Below are 25,962 nucleotides of genomic sequence, written 5' to 3' on the forward strand. Positions count from 1 at the left end.
GTCAAAGTCGCGGCAGCCAGGGAGGGCTATCGGGTCCTATGCCAGGAAGAGAACCCACAATTCGCGGCGTGACTCGAGCCGTTTCCGCCGCCGGCGCGCTTGCCTTGCTCGGTGGCTGCAACATGGTCGTGATGAACCCGACCGGCGACATCGCCCTCCAGCAGCGCAACCTCATCCTCGTCGCGGTCGGCCTGATGCTGATCATCATCGTTCCCGTGATGACGATGACCGTGGTGTTCGCCTGGCGCTATCGTCGAGGCAACCCCAACAAGATATACGACCCCGACTTCGATCATTCGACGACCCTCGAGCTGGTCATCTGGTCCTGTCCGCTCCTGATCATCATCGCGCTGAGCGCGGTCACCTGGACCAGCACGCATCTGCTCGATCCTTTCCGTCCGCTCGAGCGCATTGGCCCCGGCAGACCCGTTCCCGCCGACGCCAAGCCGCTCAAGGTGCAGGTCGTCGGGCTCGATTGGAAATGGCTGTTCATCTATCCCGAGCTGGGCATCGCCACGGTGAACGAGCTCGCGCTCCCGGTGGACGTCCCCGTCCACTTCTCGATCACCTCGACCAGCCAGTTCAGCACCTTCTACGCGCCCACGATGGCCGGCATGATCTATGCGATGCCAGGCATGCAATCGCAGTTGAATGCCGTCCTCAACAAGCCGGGCGACAGCTGGGGCTACTCCGGCAATTATACGGGGCGCGGCCATTCCGACATGCGCTTTCAGCTGCATGGCATGGCGCCGGCCGACTTCGATCGCTGGGTCGCCCGCGTGAAAAAGGACGGGGGCGCTCTCACGGCGGCCGATTACCTCAGGCTCGAGCAGCCGAGCGAGAAGGTCCCGGTGATCCGCTACGCGGCGGTGCAGCCCCAGTTGTTCGACCGCGTCCTCAATCGCTGCGTCGAGCCGGACAAGCCCTGCATGAGCGACGTGATGGCGCATGTGTGGACGGCCCCTGCGGTGCAAGAGCTTTCGTGTAGCGATGAGCACCGGTCGGGTGCATCCATGTGTTCGGCCTGTTCGCGCAGCACCGCATGGCTGCTGGCCCTGATGAAGTCCGCGGATCGGATCCCTAATCACGTCATCGCGCTCGAAGCGCTCTGCTCCCCTGGGTTTGTTCGATCCCCGGTCTGACCGGTTTGTCATCACCACTCAGCTGCCCTTACACCATCCCTCCGCTCGCTTCAGCGGGCAATGAGGAAAGCGGTCACGCAGCGGGCGCTGCGTAGACTTCCTTGTGCGCCATCACGGCCCAGGCGATGCGGGCTGTCTTGTTAGCTAGGCCTACGGTCGCGATTTTCACCGGCTTGCGCTCGAGCAGTTGCGCAATCCATGGCTGTCTGGTGGTGTCCTTACGCGCCATCCGCATCACCGCGGTCGCACCGACGACCAGCAATTTGCGGAGGTACCCGTCGCCCTGCTTGCTGATGCCGCCAAGCCGCTCCTTACCGCCAGAGCTATGGGGCCTCGGCGTAAGCCCGAGCCAGGCAGCAAACTGCCGGCCTGACCGAAAGAGCGAAGCATCAGGCACGGCCGCAGCGATGGCCGACGCGGTAATCGGACCAATGCCAGGGATGGTTGCAAGCCGGCGACTAGTTTCGTCGGCCCGGTGCCAGGCGAGAATCTGCGCCTCGAGCCGGTCAATCTCGCTTGCCAACGAGCGTAGTTGAGACCCGATGGTATGCAGCGCTGAACGGGCGTGTGCCGGCAGCTTCGCCTGCTCCTCGTGAAGGAGTTTCATCAGCACGGTGACGCCGCCGGGCCCCTTGCCACTGACGATGCCGTACTCCGCCAGGTGCGCCCGCAAAGCGTTGATCAATGCGGTTCGCTGTCGCACGAGCAGATCGCGAGTCTTGTGGAGCATCAGCACCGCCTGCTGATCAACACTCTTTACCGCTACGAACCGCATCGTTGGCCGGGTCACCGCCTCGCAAATAGCCTCGGCATCTGCGGCATCGGTCTTCCCGCGCTTCACTAATCATCAGGTTCTCAAAATGCGAAGGAATGCGGGCTCGGTGTAGGAAATCCGCGCATTTCTGGCTTGGATCGGCAATTTGCTCCGCATTATTTTGCTGCGAACCTCTGCGGTCGTTTGACCAGCAGAGGAGGAATTGATGTTGCAATCCGAGCATGAGCTGCTCACCGAGCTCAGAGCCATACTGACAAACCAGCGTTACAATCCGACGGTAATCCGAAATCACTGTACCTATGCGCAGGAGTTTCTCGACTATCTCCAGCATCGAGGAATCTGTGTCACGGACGTGACTGAGGCGCAAGTTGAGCGATATCTGGATTATGCGATCGCGTTATTCCGGAAACGTCGTGGCAGGCATCCCAGCGAGCGCTGGCACGCAGTTCCGCGATCTGCAATTCACGCGTTGCTACGGCTTGGGCAGGGTCAGTGGCCACCCTCTGAAAAAGTAACATGCGACGCCGATGCGCTGCGGATTACGATCTGCAATGAATATGAAACCTGGCTTCGTGAGGAGCGTGGCCTTGCCCAGGCCAGCATCGACGCGTTCCTGTGGGAAGCGCGCTACTTCCTTGCCTGGCAACTCAACCGGTGCGGGGCCGATGGCCTCGAGGCAGTGACCGTGGGTGAAATTGACAGCTACATGGACTTGCGCGGTTCGAAACTGACGCGCAGTTCTCTGAAATCCACAGCCGAGCGGCTGCGCTCGTTGCTGCGTTACCTGCATTGGACGGCCCGCGTTGCGGAAGACCTGACACCGCATATCATCGCGCCGCGGCTCTACGCTTACGAAGGGGTGCCGTCGATTTTGGAGCGCGACCAGATCGCCGCGGTTCTGGCAAGTGTGAGCAAGGACAAGACGGCTGCCGGTTTGCGTGACCACGCGATATTACAGGTCCTCGCCACCTATGGCCTTCGCGCAAGCGAAGTCCGCAACATGCGGATCGAAGACATAGACTGGCGGGCCGAAGTCATCCGCGTCCGCCACAATAAAACGCAAGCCTACACGTTCCTGCCATTGATGGGACCGGTTGGCGAAGCGATCCTCGCCTATCTGCGGTCTGGTCGGCCCGCCACTGATGCCAGGGAACTCTTCATCCGAACGCGCGCGCCCTATTGCAAGCTTGAGAAGATATACAGCCTGATTCGGCAGCGGCTCCGGGATGCCGGCGTCAAACCCTCAGGCAGGAGCGGGCCTCACATCTTCCGTCACGCTCGTGCGACCGAGTTGCTGCGCGCCGCAGTGTCGAAAAAGGTAATCGGTGATCTGTTGGGACATCGCTCCGTTGGATCGACGGCGCCCTATCTCAAGCTCGCCACGGAGGATCTGAGAGCCATCGCTCTGGATGTGCCGGGACCGGAGGTGCTGGCATGACCTCCCGTTGGCCCGATTCCGATCGCGCGTGCATTGGCCGCTTTGTCTCAAGCCTTGATCTGCGCAATCCCAAAAGCCGCGTCTGCTATCAACAGGTCCTGCATAGCTTCCAGGATATTGTCGAACGGCATGGAGCGCTCGATCAGCAAGCCCTGCAGGCCTGGTTGCGCGAATTAGCCACTCGCTGGGCGACATCTACCCTTCTGCATCGCACCCGAATCATCGACCGGTTCCTCGATCATCTGCTCGCAACCGGGGGGATCGATCACCACCCGGTCAAAGCTCTACGCGAGGCATGTCATATCAAGCAGTGCATGCCGATCTGGCGCGCGCTGATATCGCGTGATCCAGAACAGGCTCTTGCCAGACTGCGCAAGCCCAAACCGTTCGGCAGCGTGCTGGGCGAGGCCATGGCCGAACATGTCGCGATGATGCGGCGCAGGGGGTACAAATATACTTCGCAACCCGAGCGGTTCTTGCAGTTCGACCGGTTCCTACAGTTGAATCCGCAACTGGAAACCGAGCCGCTGAGCGTTATGATCGATCAATGGGCGGCCACAAAGGGCACCCGCAACCATGCATATGAACGCGAAAACCTCGAACGTATCTTCGCAAAAATCCTACGGCGCCGCGACCCGTCAGTTCCTCGGCGTCGGCCGGATCCGCGACCCCGGAAAGAGGTGCGCAAGCAGTGGCGCCAGCCCCATATTTACTCTCCTGGTGACGTTCGGCGAATGCTCGACATTGCCCGTTCGTATCCCTCGCCACGCGCAACCCTTCGACCATTGTGCATCTACACCATGCTGTTGCTGGCCTACTGTGCGGGTCTGCGACGCGGAGAACTGGCCCGGCTGGATCTTGGTGACGTTAATCCCCGAGACGGCACCATCACGGTTCGGCAGACCAAGTTCTTCAAGACCCGAATCCTGCCGCTCCCCGACAGTGTGATGAACGAGTTGCGGACCTACATCGCAGCCCGACGTCGGGCTGGTGCATCGCAGGATCCGCACTCCGCCCTGTTCTGGCACGTCCAGGGTAGGTCCCGCTACACGCCCGAAATGATAACCTGGGTGCTTACAGACGTCATACGTCGCGCCGGGTTGAAGCCATTGCAGGGGCACGACGGACCTCGCGTTCATGATCTTCGGCACTCGATGGTCGTGAACCGCATCCTTGAATGGTACCGTCTGGGGATCCAACCCGCAGGATCGGCCTGCCGTTCCTCGCGACCTACCTCGGACATCGAGATATCAACTCCACGCTGGTCTACATCACCGTTACGCAGGATCTGCTGCATCTCGCGAACGAACGCTTCAGGGCCCTGGGCGCGCCATGCCTCAATCCTGAACGGGAGGTGCGGCCATGAGCAGGACCAATCCATTCCCGGAACTGATGCGCGCATTCTTCTACGAATGGCTCGTTGAGCAGCGCAATGCGTCGGTCAACACGGTCCGTTCCTACCGCGACACTTGGCGGCTCTTCCTCCGGTTCGTCGCTGATCGCGCGGAAAAGAAGGTTGCGATGATCTCGCTGGCCGATCTGACTGCCGCGCAGGTCACGGCGTTCCTGAGGCACGCCGAGCACGAGCGCGGTGGTACGATCGGTACCCGCAACTGCCGGCTTGCTGCAATCCGCAGCTTCTTCAACTTCGTGGCTACCAGGGATCCCGCATCGATCGCGCAATGCGTCGAAATCCTCAACATCCCGATCAAGCGGGCGCCGGTATCGGAACCCTGCTATCTGGATCCGCCGGAAGTGGCGGCGATCCTTGCCCAGCCAGACCAATCGACCCTAAAAGGCATGCGCGACCATGCGTTGCTCTCGTTCCTCTACAACAGCGGCGCGCGAATACAGGAAGCGCTCGATGTGTGCCCCGAAGCGATCCGGTTCGATAGTCCCAGTTGCGTCCGACTTATGGGCAAGGGCCGAAAAGAGCGCATCTGCCCGCTTTGGCCGGAAACCGTACTGTTGCTGGAAAGGCTGCTTGACCGGCAGCCGCGAGCACCAGACCAGCGGCTGTTCGTTAACCGCTACGGCGAGCCGCTCAGCGCTTCGGGCGTCCGGTTCAAGCTTGCCGCCTATGTGAAGGCGGCGGCTGAAACCATGCCGTCGCTTCAAACAAAGCACGTAACGCCTCACAGCTTCCGCCACGCGACCGCCGTCCACCTTGTATCGGCGGGCGTGGACATCACGGTCATCCGCAGTTGGCTTGGACATGTGAGTCTCGACACCACCAATCACTATGCCAAGGCCAATCTGGAAACGAAGCGGAAGGCGCTGGAGCAGGTCGCCGTGCCGTCGGCGACGGGGCGTTCACCATCCTGGAAACGCGATACGAGCCTGCTCGCCTGGCTTGATACGCTGTAAAATAATGCGAAGGAGTGTTGGGCAGAAACGCCGATAATCGGCCGATCTGTCCACGTTCCTTCGCATTTTGAGAACCTGATGATTAGTGAAGTAATGCTCACCTATCCATTACTTGACGTATGGCTTCACATAGGCGGGCGGCATCAACCGGACATCATGGCCCAGCGCCAGTAGCTCTCGACCCCAATGGTGCGCCGATGCGCACGCCTCCATCCCAACCAGGCACGGCGGCAACGATGAGAAGAACTTCACCACTTCGCCGCGCCGAAGCTGTCGGCGCACCAACACCTTTCCGTCGGCCCCGATTGCATGAACCTGAAACACGTTCTTCGCCAGATCGACACCGACGGTCACAACATCCTGCTGCATGGATCAACTCCTAGACGTGGCTCAACGACCACATCATTGCACAGCTACGCTGGTGCAGGGGCCGTCCACCCCATCACGTCAGCGCAGCGAACCGCGGCGCACCAGATTGACGATGGCAAGCAATATGACCGCGCCCGCCAGCGAGACGAGGAATGTCGTGATCGTCAGCGGCGCATTGTTGATCTCGCCTCGGGCCAGGATCAGGCCGCCGATGAAAGCGCCGACAATGCCTACCACAATGTTCAGGATGATGCCCTGCTGGCCGTCGGTCCGCATGATGAGGCTGGCAAGCCACCCGATGACGCCGCCGACGATGAGCCACATGATAATTCCCACGCCATTCTCCTGTCATCCAGAAGACGATTTGGCCACATCGACGCATCGTACCCGGAAAGTCCATAACCCCCAGTCGCTGATAGCGTTCCTGACGCTCCTTTCGGCTCCTCCGGACAAGAATTTGTCGGCTATCTTCAGGACGATGGCCGAAACTAGAAATAAAAGCGAACCAGCCTGTAACGATTCTATCGGCTGATCGTTATCAGGCAGCTCCAAGCGATACCTTTCAATTCCGAAGGCGCGTCTTCCAGCCAACGAACCGGTGCGTCCATTCTTGCAGGCAAAACCTGTCGGTTGCCGCGCCACGAAGGAACACGACATGAAACTTACTGTTTTTGCCCTTCTCTTGGGAACGGCTACCCTCGGCGCTGCGACGATTGCAGCGGCCCAGTCCACCTCCCCGGCCACGACCGGCAGCTATTCGAACGCGAACGCCGGCGTTGCGCCCATACACGGCCTCGATGGCGCGGGATTTTCCGCGGCAGCGTCCGACGGCAACCAGTACCAGATCGCGGCCGGTCGTCTCAGCTTGACCCGTTCGCAGCGCAGCGACGTCAAGGATTATGCCCGCCGCATCATCTCGGATTCAGAAACTGCCCAGCAGACGCTCGTCGCCTCGCTCAGCAACGATCAGCGCAAGATCACCAGGCCGACATCCAACCTGTCTGCCGAACGCGCCTCGATGCTCAAGCTGCTCCGCAAGACACCTCGCGGCTCGTTCGACAATCTGTACCTCACCCAATCTGCACAGGTGCAGCAGGCCAGCTGGGCCACGTACAAGGGCTATGCCGAGGATGGCGCCGACCAGTCGCTGAAACAGGTCGCCGGAAATGGCGTTCCGATTATCGAGCAGCAGCTTCAGCAGGGCAACGCGCTCCTGCCTTCGGCGCTTTCGGCGAACTGAGGGTCAAGGCCGGGCAGAGCGCTGTCCGGCCGGCTTCTCGACGATCAAAGGATTCGAATATGAGCGATACGCACGACGTTTCCGTCCTCAATGGTCTTATCACCACGACGCTCGACAGCATCAAGGGCTTCGAAGACGCAGCCGAAGATGCTAAAAGCACGCGGTTCGCCACGATCTTCGCGGACTTCGCGCGTGATCGGGCACAGGTCGTCGCTTCTTTGCAGGCCAGAGTTCGAGCGCTGGGCGACAAGCCGGAGGAGCGCTCCAGCCTTCTGGGCGCCGCACATCGCAGTTTCATGAACCTCAAGCAGGCGCTCACCGGCAAGAACGACAAGGCGGTCGTGGAGGAGGTCGAACGCGGCGAGGATCACATCAAGGCAAAGTTCGGAGAGGCTCTGAGGGATCCGGACCTGCAACCGGCCACGCTCGCGGTGATCCGGGAAGCCTCCGCTTCGGTCAAGGCAGGTCACGACCAGGCCAGCGCGCTGAAGCACAGCCTGGTTTGACGCTTGCACGATGACCGGGCGGCGGGCGCGTGCCTGCCGCCCGGATATTCCTTGGAATGGAGAATGGCCGTGGCCACCAATGCAGAAATTCCCATCGAAACTGCCATCGGCACGACCATGCTGATTTGCGCCGAGGATGTCCGAGGCATGGCTGTCCATGGCCGTGACGGCGACAAGCTTGGCACCATCGACAAGCTCGTTCTCGACAAGCGGACCGGCCAGGTCGCCTACGTGATCCTGTCTTCGGGCGGTTTCCTGGGCCTGGGTCAGAGCTATCATCCCATTCCCTGGGCGACGTTCCGCTATGAAGAGAAACAGGACAGCTATGCAGTGGCGATCGACAAGCGACTGCTCGAGGGCGCCCCCAGTTTCCGGCCGGATTCGGCTCCGGTCTTCGATGAGAGCTACGGTCGGCGCGTCACCGACTATTATCGGCTGCCGCCCGATGGCGCCGCCTGATTGCTCGCTTCCCGGCACGGTCCAGGAGGGAAGATTGATCCGGTGTCGAATAGACGCTGGTTTGCGCACGATCCATGCTAGGATAACGCTGCGATTCCATGCTCCCGGTCCGAGGGGCGACTCAATCGCTGTTACCCGGACACAGCTTTCACCCCGCGAGCTTTCCGGTTTTCCCCGGAAGGGGTGAAGATCGTGAACCGAACCACCCATCCCGATGTCGGGCATAATCTGGCGCTCGCGATCCTGGCTTCGACGGCCGCGCCGGCGCTGCTGCTCGACGGGGATCTGGGGGTGATCGCCGGCAGCGCATCCTTCTATCGCACCTTCTCTCTTGATCCCAAGAATGTGGCTGGAAAGCCGCTGTTCAAGCTTGGTGCGGGCGAGTGGGATGTGCCGCAGCTTAGATCCCTGCTCAACGCAACGCTCTCCGGGATTGCCAGGATCGAGGCCTATGAGATGGACCTCAAAGGCGATGCAGCGCCGCGACGGCTCGTCCTCAATGCCCAGAATCTCGACTATGGCGATGCCGAACAGATACGGCTGCTGCTCACCATTTCCGACGTCACCGAGGCGCGGATCAGCGAGAAGCTCAAGGACGATCTGCTGCGCGAGAAGGCGATCCTCCTCCAGGAGCTGCAGCATCGCGTCGCCAACAGCCTGCAGATCATCGCCAGCGTGCTCATGCAGAGCGCACGGCGCGTGCAGTCCGAGGAAACCCGCAGCCATCTCCATGACGCGCACCACCGGGTCATGTCGATCGCCACCGTTCAGCAGCAGCTCGCTGCATCGAGGCTGGGTGAGGTCGAGTTGCATGGCTACTTCACCCAGCTTTGCCAAAGCCTCGGCGCATCCATGATCCGCAACCATGATCAGGTGTCCATTGCGGTGACCGCAGATGGCAGCAGCGTAAGCGCGGACATCTCGGTGAGCCTCGGCCTCATCGTCACCGAGCTGGTAATCAACGCGCTCAAGCGTGCCTTTCCAGGCGACCACAGCGGCAAGATCCTCGTCGACTATCACTCGCACGAGGCCGAGTGGAAGCTATCGGTCAGCGACGATGGCGTCGGAACACCCGAGACAATGGCGAGTGCCAAACCAGGTCTCGGTACGAGCATTGTCGAGGCTCTGGCAAATCAGCTTGATGCGACCGTTCAGACCGAGGCCGGATATCCGGGCACGACAATCTCGATCGCCCATACTGCCTCCGGGATTCCGGCCCGCGAACCTTTATGACGGCCCATCCTCCCCGCGGCCCGATGGGCCTTGAGGGCTCGACAGGCTGAGAGAGCCGCCGTTCGCTCCAATGTCGCCGGGCTGGACATCCGCGCCAGCGGCACAGCGCAGGCTCTGTTAGGCCGGAGCATGCCATAACTCGGCGCCCGCGGCTAAGACGATCACCGGCTGTTTGCGGATGAGGTCATCCCCACATGCATCTTGGGCTGACCGAAAAAGGCGGACTGTGAACATTCGACCTATCGAAAGGCTTGCTATCGACGCAATTTTCGCCAACCGAATATCAAACGAATAGTTGGCGGCAGCCGGAACTGGGTGCCTTCAAGGGAAACGCAGATCCGACAAGGCAATGGGTCTGGCGCCATCGGGCAGCTTCCGAGCCTAACCCGCTCCGACCGAGAGAATTACCAGGTCGACAAAATCAAGCCCATGATGAGATGACATATGGTCTTGTATGATCGTATAGCCCTCGCCCTCATGATCCCGCAGCCGCCGAACAATGGTCTGGAACGACGCGACATCGCCGCCACGGTCGCTGACTGGCCGGAATGTCGCCCGCCTTTCGCCGCGCTCGGCGATGAAGTGTCCGCCGTTTTCCAGCAATTCGTCAATAAGACCCAAGTCCACCCCCAGCAGATTGATCGCTCTTACCGTAGCCGGTGACTGGCCCCGGCACGTCGAATGCGGCGACGCACCTCGCTTCCGGTTTGCGCTCCAGGCGCCGGAATCAGCTGTCGATCCGGGCGATGATCTTCTCGGCATAGCGATCGTCGCCGGCATCATAGTCCTGAAAAGGAAAGAACGGCTCCGAAGTAATAACCGGACCCTTCAGACTCGAGAACTTCAACATGTCCAGCTTAGGTTCGGCCGGCCTTTCACCATTTCTTTCGATCACGACAGCGTCCACGAACCGCTCGCCCCCGCGCGTGAACACGACATGCGGAGCAAGGATCATCAGGCCGCGATTGTGGGTCACGCGCACGCAAAGGTGATTTGCGATCGCATGCGCAAATACATTTTCATCCGGATCATTTTCGGCCGGCTCGTCATCTTGCAAGCACAGGGACAGGATTCGTCGATTCTCGCTCATGCCTTGTGGCTATCTCGCACATCGGCTCCTCGCAATCGAGAATAAGACGTAGAATAGGAGCAAAATCCACGCACAGCCCTCCGGGACGGCCGGTGTCGATCAGATGGAAGAGGAGAGCCGGGCAGGCTGATCACACTGAACGATCGCGATCCGGAGATCCCTACATGGACGAGAAACCCATGTCCGACAAATGCTTCGCCGGTGCCTTCAACATCGCCCTTGCGACGCTTGGCAGTGCGGCCGCGATCGAAATCAAGAAGCTGACCAGAAGCCGCGACGTCGTTGACCTTCCCGATGACGATGGAGAGTTTGCCGCGCTATTCACCGCCACGGCTTCACCCCAGGGTCGTCGCGCCGCCTACCGCCTCTGCACGCAGGTTGATCGGCGCGGTAGGCAAAGACTCGATGACCGCCCGTGAGCGACCCGACCCTCGGCCGCTCCGCCGAAGGCCAGAACCCCTATTCTGCAGGCTGCGGCGAGGCTGCCGCTGCGTCGGTATCGCCGGCATTCACCGGCGTCTCAGCGGCCGCGCCGCGACTCCGCCGCGTTCCTGCCTTCTTGCCCGCCGGCGTCTCGCCTTCCCGGCCAAGTTTGGCCTTCACCGTCGCAAGTTTTCCGGGCCGCGTCTTTCGTGCTTTCGTCGCGCTTGCGGAGGTGTCGGCCGCGGCTTCGCCCGTCGGCGGAACGGCTGCCACGGCCGCGGGCGCGGTCTTTGCTTTTCGTATTCGGCTCGGCTGTTCTGCGCGCGCTCTCGGAGCCGACACAGGGCCGGCCGGCGCCTCCGCTTCCACGGGCGCCTCCGCCTCTCTGGGCGCCGCCGACTCCGTAGGCGCCGCTGCCTTTTTGCGTCCGAGGCCGAGACGCTGCGCAACCTCACGCCGCTGTTGCGAATAGCCCGGCGCGACCATCGGATAATCCTTGGCAAGCCCGAAGCGGACCTTGTACTCGTTCGGCGTCAGCCCGTGCGACGAAAGATGCCGCTTGAGGCTCCTATAAGGTTTGCCGTCGATCAAGCTCACAATATGGTCGGGCGATGCCAGGCTTTTGCGCACCGAAACGGCTGGGGCGTACTCCGGCTCGGACGGCGGCGCGGGAACGGCTTCCCCTCCCAGCGCGGCTCGCGTCGTCCGAATCAGCTCGGCGAGCTCAGAACTCGGCACGGTGTTGTTCGACACATAGGCGCTCAGGAGCTCCACGGTCAGATTAGTGAGATCGGGCTTCTCTGCCTCGGCCATGATCAGCTCCATGCATGGTGGGAACGCGAACGCCGATAAAGGCGACGGCTTTCGAACAGGCAAAGGGGACTCCTGCCGTCAGCCACCGGCGAAGTCAAAGGGAAGAGGTGAAAAAATCAGGCGACAAGGTCGCAAGCAGCGCAATCCTGGTCGCCGATCCGCGCGGCCTGTCGCGCCGTGGGCAAGATAGCGCGCGGACTCAAATTCACTATTGCGTGGTCTCATGCTGCCGAGGGGCCGAGCGATAGAAATCCGCGTCATCGCACCAATGCCCACTGCCGGTGGTCGCATCGGCGACGAGGAGATCCTTGCATCAATTCATGCGAGCGCGGCCGGTAGAGAATGATTGCCTCCAACGAGCGCCGTGACGTTTCTCTCCATCCGGCGCGGAATGCCGCCGGTCCAATCGCGCGCGAGACATGCCGCATCTCTGGGGGTCCGACGCGGCCGGGGCGACAACGGAACCTGTCCGTTCGAACGATAGAGCAATCCGGCCTCTTGGAATCGTCTGCCACTATCCTCAAATATTTCTGGGCAGTCGTATCCACCTCCCGAGCTAAGGCCACCACACGACACTCCGATGCGCTTCCCGCCCGCCTTTCTCGATGAGGTTCGAGCCAGGACCAAAATCTCCGACGTCATTGGCCGCTCCGTCAAGCTGATCAGGGCGGGCAAGGAGTTCAAGGCATGCTGCCCCTTCCATAGTGAGCGGGATCCGAGTTTCACCGTCAGCGACGAAAAGGGCTTCTTCCATTGCTTTTCGTGCGGCGCGCATGGCGATGCCATTCAGTTCCTGATTGAAGCGAACGGCTTGGGATTTGTCGACGCCGTCAGGGAGCTGGCGGCCGCCGCCAAGCTCGAGCTTCCCGCCGCCGATCCCCGGGCCGCTGAACGTTCGGCCTATCGCCAAAGGCTGTTCGACGTCCTGGCCGAGGCGAGCCGCTGGTTCGTCGCGCAGCTGGCGGGGCCGCAAGGGCATGCTGCCCGCGCGTATCTCGACGCCCGCGGCATTACGCCGGACACGCGCGAGGCATTCACCCTCGGCTACGCGCCCGCAACGGGTCAGGCTCTTCTCGAGGCATTTCAGCATCGCAAGCCTGGCTTGCTTGTCGACGCCGGGCTCGTCATCGCGCTCGCCAATCGCGCGCCCTATGATCGTTTCCGCGACCGGCTGATCTTCCCGATCCGCGATATCCGCGGCCGCGTCATCGCCTTTGGCGGGCGCGTCCTCGACGACGAGCGCCCAAAATATATGAACTCGCCCGAAACGGCTCTGTTCGACAAGGGAAGCACGCTTTTCAACGTCGACCGGGCCGTCGTGGGAACCAGGCGATCGGGACGGCTGCTCGTCGTTGAGGGCTATATGGATGTCATCGCGCTCGCCCAGGCTGGCATCGAGGAGACCGTCGCGCCCTTGGGTACTGCGCTCAGCGAAGCGCATATCGAACGGCTCTGGACCATCGCGGACGTTCCTTTGCTCTGCTTCGACGGGGACGCTGCCGGCCAGGGGGCCGCCGTGCGCGCGGCGCTCCGCGCGCTGCCGGGGCTCGTACCCGGCCGTTCGCTCGCATTCGCACCGCTGCCAGAGGGTCAGGATCCCGACGAGATCGTCCGCAGCGGCGGGCGCGCCGCAGTCGAGCTCCTCATCAAAGCGCAGGCTCCGCTCGCCGATCTGCTCTGGCACCATGAGTTCAACAACGCCCAGACGGCGACGCCCGAGGGCCGCGCCGGGCTCCAGCAGCGCCTGTCCGACCATGTCGCGAGCATCCGCAACGCAACTGTCGCCGATCAATACCGCATCGAATTCACGGCGCGCTTCAATCGACAATTCCCACCGCTTGGTCCCCCTACGGAAAGCCAGGCAACTCATTCGGTCGGCGCCTCCCACTCCGGGGATATCCTCAATCGCTGCATCCTCGCGGGTCTCGTCCGCTATCCAGAACTCGTGCCCGACCACCTTGCCGCCATCAAGGCACTCCCGCTGGGCGATGATTCCCTTCGACGTATTCGGGATATCCTCACCGAAAAAGGCCAGGCCGGCCATGACCTTGCGGGCGGCATCACACGGGCGGGGCTCGGCGATGCCGTCGTCGCGTTGATGCACGCGGCGAGCCTGCCTTTCTCCTTCCTCCGCAAACCACCCTCGGAGCGAGGACGAGCCGACCTCGCAGCCGCGATTAACGCCCTCGAGCGAGAATTCTCGCGCTTCAGCTGAATCCCCGCCCGTCGATCCGGTTTGCCGGTGGTGGACGTTACCCCTCCCGGCAATCGCCTCGTGGGGGACGAACATTCGCCGAGCTATGAAGCGCCGGTCGCGGCAGCAGACGTCGCCCCCGGTGCCTCGCCGCGGACCATCCCAATGCCCGAGACAATCGCGGACCATAAGGCCAGGCTGCGATCGATCCTACTCAATGCGCGCTGGCATTCCTGGCCGAAATCCAAAGGTCCCCGATGCCGAGTATCGCGCTCGCCGTCGTCAGTCCGACCAGGTCCAGTCCCTGATCTCCGGCAGATCGTCGAAATGCTCGCGGATGTAGGCCTCATGCTCCGCGAGCAGAGCGTTGCAGCGTTCGATCAGGTCGCTGTTCGCGGTCAGCGCACCCGATACGTAGCGCAGCGCGTCAAGGCAGAGATGCAGGCGGCTCATCTCGTTGAGGACCACCATGTCGAACGGGGTGGTCGTCGTTCCTTCCTCCATGTAACCACGCACGTGGAACCGCTCATGCGCCGACCGGCCATGCAGCAAATCGTGGACGACGCCCGGATAGCCGTGAAAAGCGAACACCACCGGCACGTTGGCTGTGAAAATCTCCACGAAGTCGGCATCGCTCATGCCGTGCGGATGCCGATCAGCGGGGGCCAGCCGCATGAGATCGACGATGTTGACCACGCGAACCTTGAGGTCGGGGGCATGCCGTCTCAGCATCCAGGCAGCGGCGATCGTCTCTTGCGTAGGCACGTCGCCGGCGCAGGCGAGCACGATGTCCGGCGCCTCGGGCTGATTGCTGTACATGTCCCACACACCCGCACCGCTCGCGCAATGCGCCTCGGCCTCCGCCATCGTCAGCCATTGCAGTTGCGGCTGCTTGTCGATGACGATCAGGTTCAGATAATTGCGGCTCCGGAGACAGTGGTCGGCGACCGAGAGCAGGCAATTGGCGTCCGGCGGCAGGTAGACACGGGCGACAACCGGCTTGCGATGAATGATCGTATCGATGAAGCCCGGCCCCTGGTGGCTGAAGCCGTTATGGTCGTTGCGCCAGCAGGTCGACGTCAGCAGATAGTTGAGCGAGGGTATGTCGGCGCGCCAAGGCACCCGGCGGGCATGCTCGATCCATTTGGAATGCTGCATCGCCATCGAATCGATGATCATGGCGAAGGCTTCGTAGGTCGCGAACAGGCCGTGGCGGCCGGTGAGCGTGTAACCTTCGAGCCAGCCGTGGCAGCAATGCTCGCTCAGCACCTCCATCACTCGGCCGCCGTGCGAGATATGGTCGTCGCCCGGTTCGATCTCGCTCACGAGACAGCGATCCGAGGCGTCGAACACCGCACCCAGCCGGTTCGAATTTGTCTCGTCCGGACAGAAAAGGCGGAAATTGTCGGGATTGTCGCGATAGAGGTCGCGCAGATATTGGCCGAGAACGGCGGTGGAGCCGATCCGCTCCGCAGCGCGCCGCTCGAACCGGACCTGGTATACCGTATAAACAGGAAGCTTGAGCGGCTTCGTCAGCAAGCCGCCATTGGCCTGCGGGTTGGACCCCATTCGACGGTCGCCCTCCGGCGCCAGCGCGGCGATCTCGGGCTGGAGCCGTCCGTCAGCATCGAACAGCTCTTCCGGGTGATAGCTGCGCAGCCAGTCTTCCAGGATGCGCAGATGCTCGGGGTTGGTCCTGACCTCCGAGACCGGCACCTGGTGGGCGCGGAACGTACCCTCGATCTGCACGCCGTCGACGATCTTCGGGCCGGTCCAACCTTTTGGCGTGCGCAGCACGATCAGCGGCCAGACCGGGCGATCTCCGAGGCCGTTCGCACGCGCTTCCTTCTGGATATCCCTGATCCCGAGGACCGCGGCCTCCAGCACGGCCGCGAACTGCTGATGGACGACCATCGGGTCGTCGCCCTCGACGAAGACCGGCGCATAGCCCTGACCTTCGAAGAATTTGGCCAGGTCGGCATCGCTGTGTCGGGCCCAGACGGTCGGGCCCGAAATCTTGTAGCCGTTGAGATGGAGGATCGGCAGCACCGCGCCGTCACGCGTCGGGTTGAGAAAGTCGATGCTTTTCCAGCTTCCGGCGAGCGGCCCGGTCTCGGCCTCGCCATCGCCGACCACCGCCGTCACCAGCAGGTCGGGATTGTCCATCACCGCCCCGAAGGCATGAAGCAGCACATAGCCAAGTTCGCCGCCCTCGTGGATCGAGCCGGGGGTCGGCACGCTGACGTGGCTCGGGACGCCGCCCGGGGTCGAGAACTGGCGGAACAGGCGCAGCATGCCCGCCCCGTCGCGTGTAATCTCGGGATAGAAATCGCTATAGCTGCCCTCCAGCCAGACATTGGCGATCAGCGCCGGGCCACCGTGGCCGGGACCGGCCATGTAGATGGTGTCGAGATCATATTTGCGGATCAGCCGGTTCATGTGGACGTAGACCAGGTTGAGTCCTGGCGACGTACCCCAATGGCCGAGCAGCCGCGGTTTGATATGCTCGATCTTCAGGGCCTCCCGAAGCAGAGGATTGGCCGACAGATAGATCTGCCCCACATTGAGATAGTTGGCGGCCCGCCACCAAGCGTCCATCCGTTTCAACTCGTCGGCATCGAGCGGGGCGGCCGGATCGAACGAGCCATGGCGGACATCTGTGTCGTGGGTCATCGGGGCTCCCGTTAAAATCGTTTCAAAGCGGCGCGCGTGGGCGCTCGCGACCGCGACATCCTTATCGGATAGCCAACGCGTGCAACCGCGGAACGTCTCGGCGGTCAGCTACGATCCGAGACGGATAACGATGCCGATGCGGCGTGCCGTTCCGCCGCGAGCATGGCGCACACCTTTCTGGCGCGCTCATGAACTTCATAGAGAGACTGATCGACAAACCCTTTGTCGAGACCTTCAACGACACCGCCGAGGTGGAGATGCTCGCACGATTTCATGCCGAAGGCATGGAGGAGATACTTACCGATCAAGTTGCGCAGCGATTCGACTTGGCCCTGCTCGTCGAGCCAGACCTCGCGCGTTCCCGAGCTGGTAATGCTCAGCATGTGCCGTCCGCTAAGCACGCTTTCCCCGGCGCGATCCTGAATCTCATTCACAGTGATCCCCGCGCCCAGCACCCGGTCGATATAGCCCGTCAACATCGCCGGCGGCATCGCAAACCAGATCGGATAGACCAGTGTGTAGATGTCGGCTTCGGCGATCGCGGCGAGTTCGGCCTGCACATCCGGTGAAAGCGCGATCGCTTGCGCATGGGGTCGCTCATCCGCTTTCAGCGCCGGATCGAAGCCGATCGCGTAGAGATCGCGAACGATCGCCTCCTGTCCGCAGGAGCGGACGGTTTCGCAATAGGTCCGAACGACGCTGGCGTTGAAGCTGTTCGGATCGGGATGCGCAAGGACCACCACGTGACGCGGGTGGGCGGTGGATTGATCAGACATCGGTTTCTCCTTTCCCGGTTCGGCAACCCGACTTCTCGCCGGGTCAGCGGCCAGGATCATCACGTCGCAGTTTCGCCAAGAGCCGCGCGTTCGGCTGCGACGGCCGCGCAGATGCTGCGGGCGCGCTCGTCGACGACCCCGATATTCTGGTCGACATAGTCCTGCTCCAGGCCCTCGACCGTCTCGCCGAAATGAAGATCCTGGTAGTCCGTCATCGCGAAGGCATGCAGCAGATAGCGGCCAAGCACGTTGCGCAGGGATTCCATCTGGTCCTGCTGGTTGAGCCAGCGCTTGCTCGCCCCCGACGACGTGATGCTGACGAGCCGACGGCCTTTCATCAGGGTCAGAGCGGCGCGATGCTGGACGTCCTGCGGCGTCACCCCCGCTCCGAGCACCCGATCGATGTAACCCTTCATCATCGCGGGCGGCATGCCGAACCAGATCGGATAGACGAGAACGAAGACATCGCTGCCCCTGATCGCATCGTGCTCGGCCTCGACGTCATGGGAGAGGCTGAATCCCGGTCTGCCGGGACGCTCGTGATCCTTGAGGACGGGATCGAAGCCCATGGCGTAAAGATCGCGCACGATGGCTTCCTGCCCGCAGGCGCGCACGGCCTCGCAATAGGCATCAGCCACAAGGCCGTTGAAGCTGCCCGCAATCGGATGAGCGAGGATGACGACATGGCGCGGCTTATAGAAGGCGGGCTGCCTGGACATTAGAATCTCCTTTTCCCTCACCAAGCGCGGCTTCGTCCTGCTAGCGCCTCGCTCCTCATAACACGCTTGGGGATTCTACGGAGATGGCGACGCGCAGCACCGCGGCGATGCGTACCAGCGCCATGCACCAAAGTCTGATGGACTCGCCGCTCAACGTTCGAAGCTAGCACAGGCCCTGAAACTTCCGGCTTGTCCGACTCGAGGAAGAGCTCGAGGTCGCGTCAATCGATACGCGCCACCCTCCGCGCCAAACGGGACATCGGGCATCTGCGAAAGAGGGGGGTGGTGCAATCATTGATACACCCTGGAGTAAATCTCACTCGCTTCAGGAAGGAGCGAAGGCCGTAAGTATCGCGACCTCTCGCAGACACGACGAGTTCAAGCAAATGGGTCACGAAAAGCCCGAGACCGGCTTCGGTGCCGGCTATCAGACAATGTCCTTCTCCACGCCGGCGAGGCGCCTACGGGCCGATCCCAACGGGACAGTTCCAACCATCCGCGCCGCCGACCAGGAAGAAGCGATTTCCGATATGGCGGCTGTTCGCAGCCGGCTCGACGTCCTCGTGGACGATTTCATCGTGGAAGCTGCTGGCACAGGACCCGGACATCTTTCACCTGATCGAACGCGACGGGATACCGGCCGATCACGCAGCCTTGCTCGCCTATCTTCCCGTGACCCCGGAAGGCGCCCAGGCACTCGCCGAGGGCGCCTCCGGACAGCGGTCCAGATGTTACCGGTGATATGCACGCCGAACGAAGCCCCCGTCCCGAACGTGATTGGAGTCGGCCTGCCCCCTGACCCGTCCGCTGCGCCAGTCCGGTCGCAGAAAGGCCAGGATTAAAGCCAATGTCGGACCGTCCGACCGCGCACGGCCCCCACATTGCGAGCAAAAACCTACGATAGGCAGAGGAGCGGGGCGAATGAGCGAGGAAAGTGCCAACGCGTCCGGGTTGCGAGACAAAGGGAAGGGCGCCGGTAAAGACCTAGCGAAAAACGATCATTCCGATGGGCAGGTGCCTGATGACGAGCAGCATCTCTCGCCTGCACCGAACGACCCTGTCTCACATCCAGCTTATCTCGAAGGCGTGAGGATCGCGCACCTCTTCCTGTCGGCGCTGCGCCTGCGCGAGGACATCTTTGGCGAGGGCCTTTTCGCCGATCCAGCCTGGGACATTCTGCTCGACCTCCACGGTGCCGAGGCGCGCGAGGAGAATGTCAACGTCACCAGCTTTTCGCCCATGGCTCCGAGCACGTCGGCCCGCTGGGCCCAGATACTCTCGAAGAAGGGGCTCGTCGTTCGAACAAGAGACCCAAAGGACCGGCGCAGAATCCACCTCAGGCTCACTCCGCAAGGGCGTGCCCTCATGCGGACCTATTTCGACACGCTGATCCAGAGAGGAGCTGGCCTGACAAGGTAGAACCCGGCTTCGGCCCTTTTTGAGCGTCGAGCGGGACGCGGACGCGCTCGGCCACGACCGCCATCGGCAATTACCTCTGGCCCGCTCAATAGCGGACATTGGACACCGCTTCCACACCACGCTCTGTCCGGATCGATCAGGGTCCTGGAAATCGTCGCCAATAGCATCCGCATCATCGAATTCGAAAAAGGGCACCACCGTGCCCCATCTCCTCTGCCTGCGGAACGCGTGTCCTCCGGAAGGCGGATTTCGCCCAGTGCCGCATGAATTCGGCCGGAAGGAGGAAAGGCGGGCGGAGGAGTGCGAACGACCGGGAGTTCGCATGTGTCCCAATCTCTCCTCACCAATCGAAACCTCGAGCTCGAGGCTCTGGGGTCCGGTCTCGTGAAGCGTCTTGGCGGCGTCTGGTCCTCGGACAGAGGTATGTGCCTTTGCCCTGCGCATGACGACCGCAGTCCAAGCCTATCAGTCCGCATCGGCGACAGCGCGCTGCTCTTCAAATGCTTCGCGGGCTGCGACACGCGCGACGTCCTTCGCGCCATCCGTCGCCTGGATCGCAATGCCCTCCAATCACTTCCGTCCGAGGATCGCGCACCCACCAACCAAGATTCGTCATTTTGGCTGCGGCAGCGCGCGCTGGATCTCTGGGATGCTTCGATCCCGCTCGCCGGGACGCCGGCCGAGGAATATCTCCGGCGCCGATCGTTGCCGGCAGTCTCGCGTGCCTTGCGCTATAACCGCTATACGCCCCTTGGACGAGGCAAGATCGCTACCTTGCGTCCGGCCCTCATCTCCGCGCTGCACGAGAGAGGCAATTTCGTTGCGGTTCAGCGCACCTTTCTTGATCCCAGCGAACCTCGTCGCGCGCGGGATCTGGCTAATCCCCGCCGAATGCTCGGTCGTCCGCTGGGGGGCGCGGTCACGCTTGCCCCAGCCGGAGATACGCTCGGCCTGGCCGAGGGCATGGAGACGGCCTACTCGGCCATGATCCTTTTCGATCTGCCCGTTTGGGCGACGCTTGGAAACGAACGCCTTGCGGGCATCACGATCCCCGAGACCGTCACGCGCCTGCTGCTCCTTCCCGATAACGATCGAGGCGGAAGGATTGGTGCGACCAAGGCCGAGCAGGCCTACGGAATGCCTGGCCGGACGATCGAGACAATCTGGCCGCCGCCTCGTTTCAACGACTGGAATGACGTCCTGCGGAAATATGGGAAGGGCGGGCCGCAGGAGTTGCGCCGGGCCGCTTGAGCAGCTGGCATCCACAGGCAGGAAATACTCGGCCGACCCGGTCCAAGCAACGAGGTCAAATAGACGATTGATTCCCGAACGGTGCTCCGCCATATTCTAGTCATGCTGACTAGTAGGATGTGACTGTGGGAAAACGCGCTAATCCGGAGACGCCGGCGCCGCCAATTCGAACGCGGTGGCGGCTGCAGGATGCGAAAGCAAGGTTCAGCGAAGTCGTACGACTCGCACGCGAAAATGGCCCGCAGAGGGTAACCCTGCATGGGCGCGACGCGGTCGTGATCGTGTCGGCGGAGACCTGGGACAAGGAACGCGCGCAGCGTAGCGGCCGCCGTCTGGTCGACCTTCTGGCCGCTTCGCCGCTCGTTGATGTCGAATTCGACCGGCCGTCGGTGGACGGGCCGGTGAGGAACGTCCATCTGTGAGCGGCTTCCTGCTCGACACGAACATCCTCTCGGAATTGCGGAAACCTCGGCCGGAGGCCAACGTCGTCCGGTTCGTGGCTGCGCAGGGCGAAGATGATCTGTTCGTCTCGGACGTGACTTTTGCGGAGATCCGGTTCGGGATCGAGCAGCTGGCGGACGCGGATCGCCGGGCGCACATCGCAAGCTGGCTCGATCATGAGCTACGGCCGCTGTTTGCGGGCAGGACGCTTGCGATCGATGAGAACGTGCTGTTGCGTTGGCGGCTCCTTCTCGAGGCTGGGAGACGTCGCGGTCACGTTTTCGGACAGCTCGATCTTCTGATCGGGGCCTGCGCGGCCGAGAATGGTCTGATCGTGGTCAGCCGGGATGTAACGCATTTCAAGGCTGCCGGCGTGCCTGTTCTCGAGCCCTGGAAGGCCATTTTCATCCCTTCCAAGAGCGTCCCGATCAATGTCGACGATCTCGCGAATCCTAGCCTGTTGTCTAGCCTCCTGGCCCAGCGGGGGTGAAGCTTGACTATCGTTTCACTCCATCCCGCGAAAGCTCCACCAGAAGACCAGCACTGATGCGGACCGATCTGGATCATTTGCCGGCGGATCGACGACGCGAACTGGGGGATTTCGTGCTACGCACGATATTGACCGCGTTCGAGGATGCCCATGCCAGTTCGGTGACCGGCTGGAAGAAAAAAGGCCGCATCCACAAGATCGTGCTTTATGGCAGCTTCGCGCGCGGCGGCTGGGTGTACGAGCCCCACACCAAAAAGGCCTATTCGTCGGACTACGACCTTCTGGTCATGGTCAATCGCAAGCAGGTCGTGGACAATATCGCCTTCTGGTCCGCGTTGGAGGACCGATTCCTCAAGGCGTGCGCTGCCGGCCGCATAAAGAGCTTGCCTTCGATGATCGTCCACACCCGTCAGGAAGTTCACAGCGCCCTGTCCAGAGGCCGTTATTTCTTCATGGATATCGTGAAAGACGGTATCCTGCTGTACGATGCCGACGATGTAGAATTTCCAAAACCGAAACCTAAGACGCCCAGCGATAAAGTGGCATTGGCAGAGGAATATTTTGGAGAATGGTATCCGAGCGCCGGAGAGTTTTATGATGATTTTTCGCGCAATTTGGAATTGTCTCGAACTCACAAAGCCGCCTTCGAACTACACCAATGCGTCGAGCATCTCTACAATGCCGTGCTTCTGACCTTAACATTCTATGCGCCGCGCAATCACAATATAAAAGCATTGCGGGGAATGGCGGACAAGCTCGATCGTCGCCTCGCCTATGTTTGGCCAAGCGACTTTCATTGGCAGCGGGCTGCGTTCAACATCCTGCGCGATGCCTATGTCAAGGCACGCTACGCCAGACCGGGCTACAAGATCACGGTGGAACAGTTGCGCTGGCTGGGCGAGATCACGCAGAATCTCTCGGAAGCGGTGCGCATCGTGTGCCAGGAACATATCGCTGCGCTGAAGGCGGAGGCAATGCATTCGGTCGACGCGATACCTGTCTCGGTGCGCAATATCGATAGAGCGGTCGAGGAGGAGAGCGAATGAGGCATGGCATTGAGCATGTCGCAGTCACGGAGCGGCCCGAACTCGAACGCATAATCGGCATGATCCTTGAGGAGTTCGAGGATGTGCTGTCGCTCGCGCAGCAAGAATGGCGATCGAAGGGTCGGATCACAAAGATCGTTCTCTATGGCAGCCGTGCGCGCGGGGACTGGGTGGACCTGCATCACACCCATGTCGGGAAGCATTCCGACTGGGACCTGATCGTTATGGTCAATGATGAACGATTGACCGACCGCATCAAATATTGGCGCAACGTGACCGAGCGGCTCTATCGGGAATATCGCTTCACGCACAGACTGCGATCACCGGCCCATTATTTCGTATACACGATAGAGCAAATCAATGCATCGCTCGAGAGCGGGCGTTATTTTTTCATCGATTTCCTGCGTGACGGCATCGTCGTGTACGAGACCGATGACGCCGCACTCGTTGAGCCGAAACCCATGTCTCCCAAGCGCGTGCTGAAATTAACCCAGGAGTATTTCGAGGACTGGTTCAAAAGCTCGATCGAATTTTACGACGATTACATCGGGAACGTGGAAAAGGATCGGATCAAGAAGGCGGCATATGAGCTCCATCAATGCGTAGAACGGCTCTATCATTCAGTCCTGCTGGTCTACACGCTGTATACGCCCCACAGCCACAATATCGTCGAGTTGCGCAATGCCGCCGAATTGCACGATCCCGCGCTCGCTTCGGCATGGCCACGCGAAGAGGATGCGGATGTCGCCGCGTTCGAGAAGCTCCAGCAGGCTTATGTGAAGGCGCGTTACCCGAGGGACTATCACATTTCGGAGGAGCAGCTTGCCTGGCTCGGCGAGCATGCCGAGCATTTGATCAAACTCGTCGAGGCGAGCTGCAAGGCCCGGATCGCGCGGCTCGAGGACGACGCGCGCAAATAAATCGACGCCTTCGGCATAAAGCCGAGCCCCCAGACGTCGCTGCTTCCGCCCTAACTTTGTTTGCGGAGGTGCGAGATGGATGACCGGGTAGCGGCTGCGCTGGGTCTGATGGAGCGAGCGCTGCATCTGCTGGACGATGCGCAGAACTATGACGCCGCGGCCGAGTTGCAGCGTTTAATCGACGCGTTACGCGGTTCTGGGGACGTGGATGCAGGAGTCAATGAGCTATGACGGCGCGTTCCGACGCGACAGGGCAGCTCTCTTGCAATTCGCGGGAACCCTCAGCATGATTAGCTGGCAGCTCGGCACGTCGCTGGCAACCGATGCTGTGGAACTATCCAGCGAGGCACACACGCCGGTCTCTGACTGACAGGCGGCCGTTCCGGACCAGGGCGTCATTGCCCAACGGCGGCATTCCTCTGCGAGCTCGATGAGCCGGCGCCCGCCGGCCGATGGGTTTTGCCGCGCACGGTCCGGAATCGATGCATGAATTGCTTGGCAAATCTTTGCCACTCCGCTGCGTTGGGCGATGTTCGTCGTGAACGGCCCGCAAGATGGCGCCGCGCCTCGGCTGGTTTCAGAGGCACATGGCGACGCCATCGAGGCGCTGTTCCGCGTCGAAGGGCCTCGGCTGCAACGCTATATCCGCCGACGGTTACACTCGGGCGAAGATGTCTGCGATCTCGTTCAGGAGGCATTTGTGCGACTTGCCCAGGTCGCGCGTGAAGCCATGCCGGCGCGGCCCGCCGCCTATCTTCAGCGCATTGCAAGAAACCTCCTGATCGACCGCTCACGACGAGAAATCCACTCAGCCGTTCTTCGCGTCGTCCAGGACATTGCCGTGCCGGCAACGCAGGAAGACGGCTTGCGCCTGAACGATGTGATGCAGACTTATGAGGCCACATTGGCGGTCATGCCTGAGCGCACACGCACCGTGTTTCTGCTCTATCGGGTCGAAGAGCTGTGCTACCGGGAGATCGCGGCGCGGCTGGGTATCAGCATCCCGGCCGTACAGAAGCACATGGCGAAGGCATTGGAAAGAATAGCGCTTGCGTTGCTCGATGAGGCTTGAGAGTGCGATCTCCTGAACGATCCGCGTTGCGTGACGCTGCAACCTGGCTCGCGCGGATGAAAGGGCCGGACGCCTTGGCCTGGCAATCCGAATTCGAGCTATGGCTCGGCGCCGATGACCTGCACCGCATGGCGTACAGCCATATTGCCGAGACCTACAGTCTCGGCAAGAACCTCAACCCGACGAAAATCGAGTTTCTTGTCCAGGCGGAGGAGGAAACAAAGGCGCGCCGGCTGCGTCGCCTCGCGGCGATGGTCGGGCTGGCGATGGTCGTGATGACCCCACTCATCTATCTGATGCGTCCAACGACCATCGCCGAGCGTGGAACGGCTGCACCGCCGTCCCAGTTCTCGACGCGGATCGGCGAGATCCGTTCGGTCGACCTCGCGGACGGATCGATCGTCACCCTCGACACCAACACGTATCTGGACGTCGTATTCGGCCGGGATCGGCGCGAGCTGTGGCTCAAGAAGGGACGCGCAAGGTTCAACGTGGCACATGATGGACGGACATTTGTCGTCCACGCTGGCGCTGGCACCGTCGTCGCCCACGGCACTGTGTTCGATGTTCGGGTGGACGGCGCCAGGGCGATGGTTCGGCTCATTCAGGGGGCGATCGATGTCCACGTTCCGGGCAAGGTACAGTCGGAAGGCGTGATCCACAGGGCTTTGCCTGGACAGGCAGTCGCCTTCGATGACTCGCATGGTGTCGTTGCTGTTGCACCGTCCCAAGAGACGGAAATCGTTCAGACAACATGGCCAGACGCGCTACTCGATTTCGACGGCGCGACGCTGGGAGAAATGGCGGCGGAGGCCAATCGGTATTCCGACGAAAGGTTGATCATTGCCGATCCAGCGCTGGCGACAAGACGGGTCTCCGGCACATTCCGGGTCGGCGATCCGGAGAGGCTGGCCGATCGCCTCGCGATCCTTCTTGATGCTCGGGTCGGCCGAACTCCCGATGGCGATATCACGCTGAATGGACAATCCCGCTAAATTTAGGAGAGCAAGCGGTTAAAAAACCCAACCCTCTGCGTCGCATGCCCCTGAAAGGCCGGAAATTCATCCGGCCCAGCGTCATTCGGGGGACACATGGGGTTCAGGAAA

At 61.6% G+C, this 25,962-nt stretch carries 26 protein-coding genes and 2 pseudogenes; 19 read left to right on the top strand and 9 right to left on the bottom strand.

From position 1 onward, the window contains the following. Positions 1–38 precede the first annotated feature (38 nt). Positions 39–1,142, top strand: a complete 1,104-nt coding sequence (gene cyoA, locus K426_RS11115) for a ubiquinol oxidase subunit II (protein ID WP_082748580.1) — start codon at positions 39–41, stop codon at positions 1,140–1,142. Positions 1,143–1,215: 73 nt separating this feature from the next. Here cyoA and K426_RS11120 read toward each other — a convergent pair. Then, positions 1,216–1,983 (bottom strand): annotated as a pseudogene (locus tag K426_RS11120) (IS110 family transposase); the annotation flags it as partial. Between the two features lie 139 nt (positions 1,984–2,122). Between K426_RS11120 and K426_RS11125 the strand changes: the two are divergent. Genes K426_RS11125 through K426_RS11135 form a run of 3 tightly spaced genes read left to right on the top strand, consistent with a single transcriptional unit; the run spans position 2,123 to position 5,722 of the window. Continuing rightward, positions 2,123–3,355 carry a site-specific integrase gene (locus K426_RS11125; RefSeq protein ID WP_048574961.1) on the top strand — a complete coding sequence of 411 codons (1,233 nt, stop codon included), beginning with the start codon at positions 2,123–2,125 and terminating at the stop codon, positions 3,353–3,355. Then, positions 3,352–4,779, top strand: coding sequence for a tyrosine-type recombinase/integrase (locus tag K426_RS11130; protein WP_237229777.1), 1,428 nt, complete (start codon positions 3,352–3,354; stop codon positions 4,777–4,779). Before K426_RS11125 ends, K426_RS11130 begins: the two co-directional genes overlap by 4 nt. Next, positions 4,718–5,722 (top strand): site-specific integrase, encoded by a 1,005-nt coding sequence (locus tag K426_RS11135; protein WP_048574814.1) that lies wholly within the window; start codon positions 4,718–4,720, stop codon positions 5,720–5,722. The genes K426_RS11130 and K426_RS11135 overlap by 62 nt, the downstream gene beginning before the upstream one ends. Positions 5,723–5,833: 111 nt before the next feature. On the opposite strand, the pseudogene K426_RS11140 reads toward K426_RS11135, so the two are convergent. Together K426_RS11140 and K426_RS11145 are read right to left on the bottom strand one after the other, a co-directional pair. Continuing rightward, a pseudogene (locus tag K426_RS11140) lies at positions 5,834–6,091 on the bottom strand (IS110 family transposase); the annotation flags it as partial. Positions 6,092–6,169: 78 nt separating this feature from the next. Beyond that, entirely contained in the window at positions 6,170–6,427 is a 258-nt protein-coding gene (locus K426_RS11145; RefSeq protein ID WP_066556913.1) for a GlsB/YeaQ/YmgE family stress response membrane protein, read from the bottom strand. 319 nt (positions 6,428–6,746) lie between these two features. Between K426_RS11145 and K426_RS11150 the strand changes: the two genes are divergently transcribed. The 4 genes from K426_RS11150 to K426_RS11165 all read left to right on the top strand — a co-directional run bounded on the left by K426_RS11150 (position 6,747) and on the right by K426_RS11165 (position 9,529). Continuing rightward, complete coding sequence (locus K426_RS11150) at positions 6,747–7,331, top strand: DUF4142 domain-containing protein (protein ID WP_066556915.1); 585 nt, start codon at positions 6,747–6,749, stop codon at positions 7,329–7,331. A gap of 59 nt (positions 7,332–7,390) precedes the next feature. Further along, the gene (locus tag K426_RS11155) at positions 7,391–7,837 is read left to right on the top strand and encodes a ferritin-like domain-containing protein (RefSeq protein WP_066556918.1); all 447 of its coding nucleotides are present in this window, start codon (positions 7,391–7,393) and stop codon (positions 7,835–7,837) included. 69 nt (positions 7,838–7,906) lie between these two features. After that, the gene (locus K426_RS11160; protein WP_158511739.1) at positions 7,907–8,296 is read left to right on the top strand and encodes a PRC-barrel domain-containing protein; all 390 of its coding nucleotides are present in this window, start codon (positions 7,907–7,909) and stop codon (positions 8,294–8,296) included. 192 nt (positions 8,297–8,488) lie between these two features. Then, the gene (locus K426_RS11165) at positions 8,489–9,529 is read left to right on the top strand and encodes a sensor histidine kinase (RefSeq protein WP_066561683.1); all 1,041 of its coding nucleotides are present in this window, start codon (positions 8,489–8,491) and stop codon (positions 9,527–9,529) included. Between the two features lie 381 nt (positions 9,530–9,910). Here K426_RS11165 and K426_RS11170 read toward each other — a convergent pair whose 3' ends face one another. After that, positions 9,911–10,150, bottom strand: a complete 240-nt coding sequence (locus K426_RS11170) for a hypothetical protein (protein ID WP_066556923.1) — start codon at positions 10,148–10,150, stop codon at positions 9,911–9,913. 106 nt (positions 10,151–10,256) lie between these two features. Beyond that, positions 10,257–10,619 carry a hypothetical protein gene (locus K426_RS11175; RefSeq protein WP_066556927.1) on the bottom strand — a complete coding sequence of 121 codons (363 nt, stop codon included), beginning with the start codon at positions 10,617–10,619 and terminating at the stop codon, positions 10,257–10,259. Between the two features lie 164 nt (positions 10,620–10,783). Here K426_RS11175 and K426_RS11180 point away from each other — a divergent pair, with 164 nt between their 5' ends. Then, entirely contained in the window at positions 10,784–11,038 is a 255-nt protein-coding gene (locus K426_RS11180) for a hypothetical protein (protein ID WP_066556928.1), read from the top strand. A gap of 40 nt (positions 11,039–11,078) precedes the next feature. Here K426_RS11180 and K426_RS11185 read toward each other — a convergent pair whose 3' ends face one another. After that, complete coding sequence (locus tag K426_RS11185; RefSeq protein ID WP_082748894.1) at positions 11,079–11,855, bottom strand: MucR family transcriptional regulator; 777 nt, start codon at positions 11,853–11,855, stop codon at positions 11,079–11,081. A gap of 580 nt (positions 11,856–12,435) precedes the next feature. Here K426_RS11185 and dnaG point away from each other — a divergent pair. Further along, on the top strand, positions 12,436–14,070 hold the full coding sequence (gene dnaG, locus K426_RS11190; RefSeq protein WP_066556930.1) for a DNA primase: 1,635 nt from the start codon (positions 12,436–12,438) through the stop codon (positions 14,068–14,070). A 261-nt stretch (positions 14,071–14,331) separates the two neighbouring features. Here the strand turns inward: dnaG and K426_RS11195 are convergent, their stop codons facing one another. The 3 genes from K426_RS11195 to K426_RS11205 all read right to left on the bottom strand — a co-directional run bounded on the left by K426_RS11195 (position 14,332) and on the right by K426_RS11205 (position 18,217). After that, positions 14,332–16,722, bottom strand: coding sequence for a phosphoketolase family protein (locus K426_RS11195; RefSeq protein WP_066556931.1), 2,391 nt, complete (start codon positions 16,720–16,722; stop codon positions 14,332–14,334). 104 nt (positions 16,723–16,826) lie between these two features. Next, positions 16,827–17,498 carry an NAD(P)H-dependent oxidoreductase gene (locus tag K426_RS11200; RefSeq protein WP_158511740.1) on the bottom strand — a complete coding sequence of 224 codons (672 nt, stop codon included), beginning with the start codon at positions 17,496–17,498 and terminating at the stop codon, positions 16,827–16,829. A gap of 59 nt (positions 17,499–17,557) precedes the next feature. Continuing rightward, complete coding sequence (locus K426_RS11205) at positions 17,558–18,217, bottom strand: NAD(P)H-dependent oxidoreductase (protein WP_066556937.1); 660 nt, start codon at positions 18,215–18,217, stop codon at positions 17,558–17,560. 921 nt (positions 18,218–19,138) lie between these two features. Between K426_RS11205 and K426_RS11210 the strand changes: the two genes are divergently transcribed. The 9 genes from K426_RS11210 (at position 19,139) to K426_RS11245 (ending at position 25,851) form a co-directional block, all read left to right on the top strand. Continuing rightward, positions 19,139–19,636 (top strand): winged helix DNA-binding protein, encoded by a 498-nt coding sequence (locus tag K426_RS11210; protein WP_066556940.1) that lies wholly within the window; start codon positions 19,139–19,141, stop codon positions 19,634–19,636. A gap of 324 nt (positions 19,637–19,960) precedes the next feature. After that, on the top strand, positions 19,961–20,887 hold the full coding sequence (locus tag K426_RS11215) for a DUF7146 domain-containing protein (RefSeq protein ID WP_066556942.1): 927 nt from the start codon (positions 19,961–19,963) through the stop codon (positions 20,885–20,887). Positions 20,888–21,012: 125 nt separating this feature from the next. Further along, entirely contained in the window at positions 21,013–21,309 is a 297-nt protein-coding gene (locus K426_RS11220; protein ID WP_066556944.1) for a type II toxin-antitoxin system Phd/YefM family antitoxin, read from the top strand. Then, positions 21,306–21,818: a type II toxin-antitoxin system VapC family toxin gene (locus K426_RS11225; protein ID WP_066556946.1), complete on the top strand. Its 513-nt coding sequence runs from the start codon at positions 21,306–21,308 to the stop codon at positions 21,816–21,818. The genes K426_RS11220 and K426_RS11225 overlap by 4 nt, the downstream gene beginning before the upstream one ends. A 56-nt stretch (positions 21,819–21,874) precedes the next feature. Then, positions 21,875–22,864, top strand: coding sequence for a nucleotidyltransferase and HEPN domain-containing protein (locus K426_RS11230; RefSeq protein ID WP_082748582.1), 990 nt, complete (start codon positions 21,875–21,877; stop codon positions 22,862–22,864). Further along, positions 22,861–23,784, top strand: a complete 924-nt coding sequence (locus tag K426_RS11235) for a HEPN domain-containing protein (protein WP_066556948.1) — start codon at positions 22,861–22,863, stop codon at positions 23,782–23,784. Before K426_RS11230 ends, K426_RS11235 begins: the two co-directional genes overlap by 4 nt. Before the next feature lie 75 nt (positions 23,785–23,859). Continuing rightward, the gene (locus tag K426_RS31820; RefSeq protein ID WP_158511741.1) at positions 23,860–24,015 is read left to right on the top strand and encodes a hypothetical protein; all 156 of its coding nucleotides are present in this window, start codon (positions 23,860–23,862) and stop codon (positions 24,013–24,015) included. 307 nt (positions 24,016–24,322) lie between these two features. Beyond that, positions 24,323–24,856 carry an RNA polymerase sigma factor gene (locus K426_RS11240; RefSeq protein WP_158511742.1) on the top strand — a complete coding sequence of 178 codons (534 nt, stop codon included), beginning with the start codon at positions 24,323–24,325 and terminating at the stop codon, positions 24,854–24,856. A 26-nt stretch (positions 24,857–24,882) separates the two neighbouring features. Continuing rightward, positions 24,883–25,851, top strand: a complete 969-nt coding sequence (locus K426_RS11245) for a FecR family protein (protein ID WP_145907286.1) — start codon at positions 24,883–24,885, stop codon at positions 25,849–25,851. Positions 25,852–25,962: the final 111 nt, after the last annotated feature.

Origin of the sequence: Sphingobium sp. TKS, assembly GCF_001563265.1 — a bacterium.
GTDB lineage: Bacteria > Pseudomonadota > Alphaproteobacteria > Sphingomonadales > Sphingomonadaceae > Sphingobium.

Coding starts and splice junctions, on each gene's coding strand:
- K426_RS11135 (WP_048574814.1), top strand. CDS start 4,718: ATGAGCAGGACCAATCCATTCCCGGAACTGATGCGCGCATTCTTCTAC.
- K426_RS11200 (WP_158511740.1), bottom strand. CDS start 17,498: ATGTCTGATCAATCCACCGCCCACCCGCGTCACGTGGTGGTCCTTGCG.
- K426_RS11180 (WP_066556928.1), top strand. CDS start 10,784: ATGGACGAGAAACCCATGTCCGACAAATGCTTCGCCGGTGCCTTCAAC.
- K426_RS11175 (WP_066556927.1), bottom strand. CDS start 10,619: ATGAGCGAGAATCGACGAATCCTGTCCCTGTGCTTGCAAGATGACGAG.
- K426_RS11205 (WP_066556937.1), bottom strand. CDS start 18,217: ATGTCCAGGCAGCCCGCCTTCTATAAGCCGCGCCATGTCGTCATCCTC.
- dnaG (WP_066556930.1), top strand. CDS start 12,436: ATGCGCTTCCCGCCCGCCTTTCTCGATGAGGTTCGAGCCAGGACCAAA.
- K426_RS11125 (WP_048574961.1), top strand. CDS start 2,123: ATGTTGCAATCCGAGCATGAGCTGCTCACCGAGCTCAGAGCCATACTG.
- K426_RS11155 (WP_066556918.1), top strand. CDS start 7,391: ATGAGCGATACGCACGACGTTTCCGTCCTCAATGGTCTTATCACCACG.
- cyoA (WP_082748580.1), top strand. CDS start 39: ATGCCAGGAAGAGAACCCACAATTCGCGGCGTGACTCGAGCCGTTTCC.
- K426_RS31820 (WP_158511741.1), top strand. CDS start 23,860: ATGGATGACCGGGTAGCGGCTGCGCTGGGTCTGATGGAGCGAGCGCTG.
- K426_RS11235 (WP_066556948.1), top strand. CDS start 22,861: ATGAGGCATGGCATTGAGCATGTCGCAGTCACGGAGCGGCCCGAACTC.
- K426_RS11195 (WP_066556931.1), bottom strand. CDS start 16,722: ATGACCCACGACACAGATGTCCGCCATGGCTCGTTCGATCCGGCCGCC.
- K426_RS11210 (WP_066556940.1), top strand. CDS start 19,139: ATGAGCGAGGAAAGTGCCAACGCGTCCGGGTTGCGAGACAAAGGGAAG.
- K426_RS11130 (WP_237229777.1), top strand. CDS start 3,352: ATGACCTCCCGTTGGCCCGATTCCGATCGCGCGTGCATTGGCCGCTTT.
- K426_RS11185 (WP_082748894.1), bottom strand. CDS start 11,855: ATGGCCGAGGCAGAGAAGCCCGATCTCACTAATCTGACCGTGGAGCTC.
- K426_RS11230 (WP_082748582.1), top strand. CDS start 21,875: ATGCGGACCGATCTGGATCATTTGCCGGCGGATCGACGACGCGAACTG.
- K426_RS11150 (WP_066556915.1), top strand. CDS start 6,747: ATGAAACTTACTGTTTTTGCCCTTCTCTTGGGAACGGCTACCCTCGGC.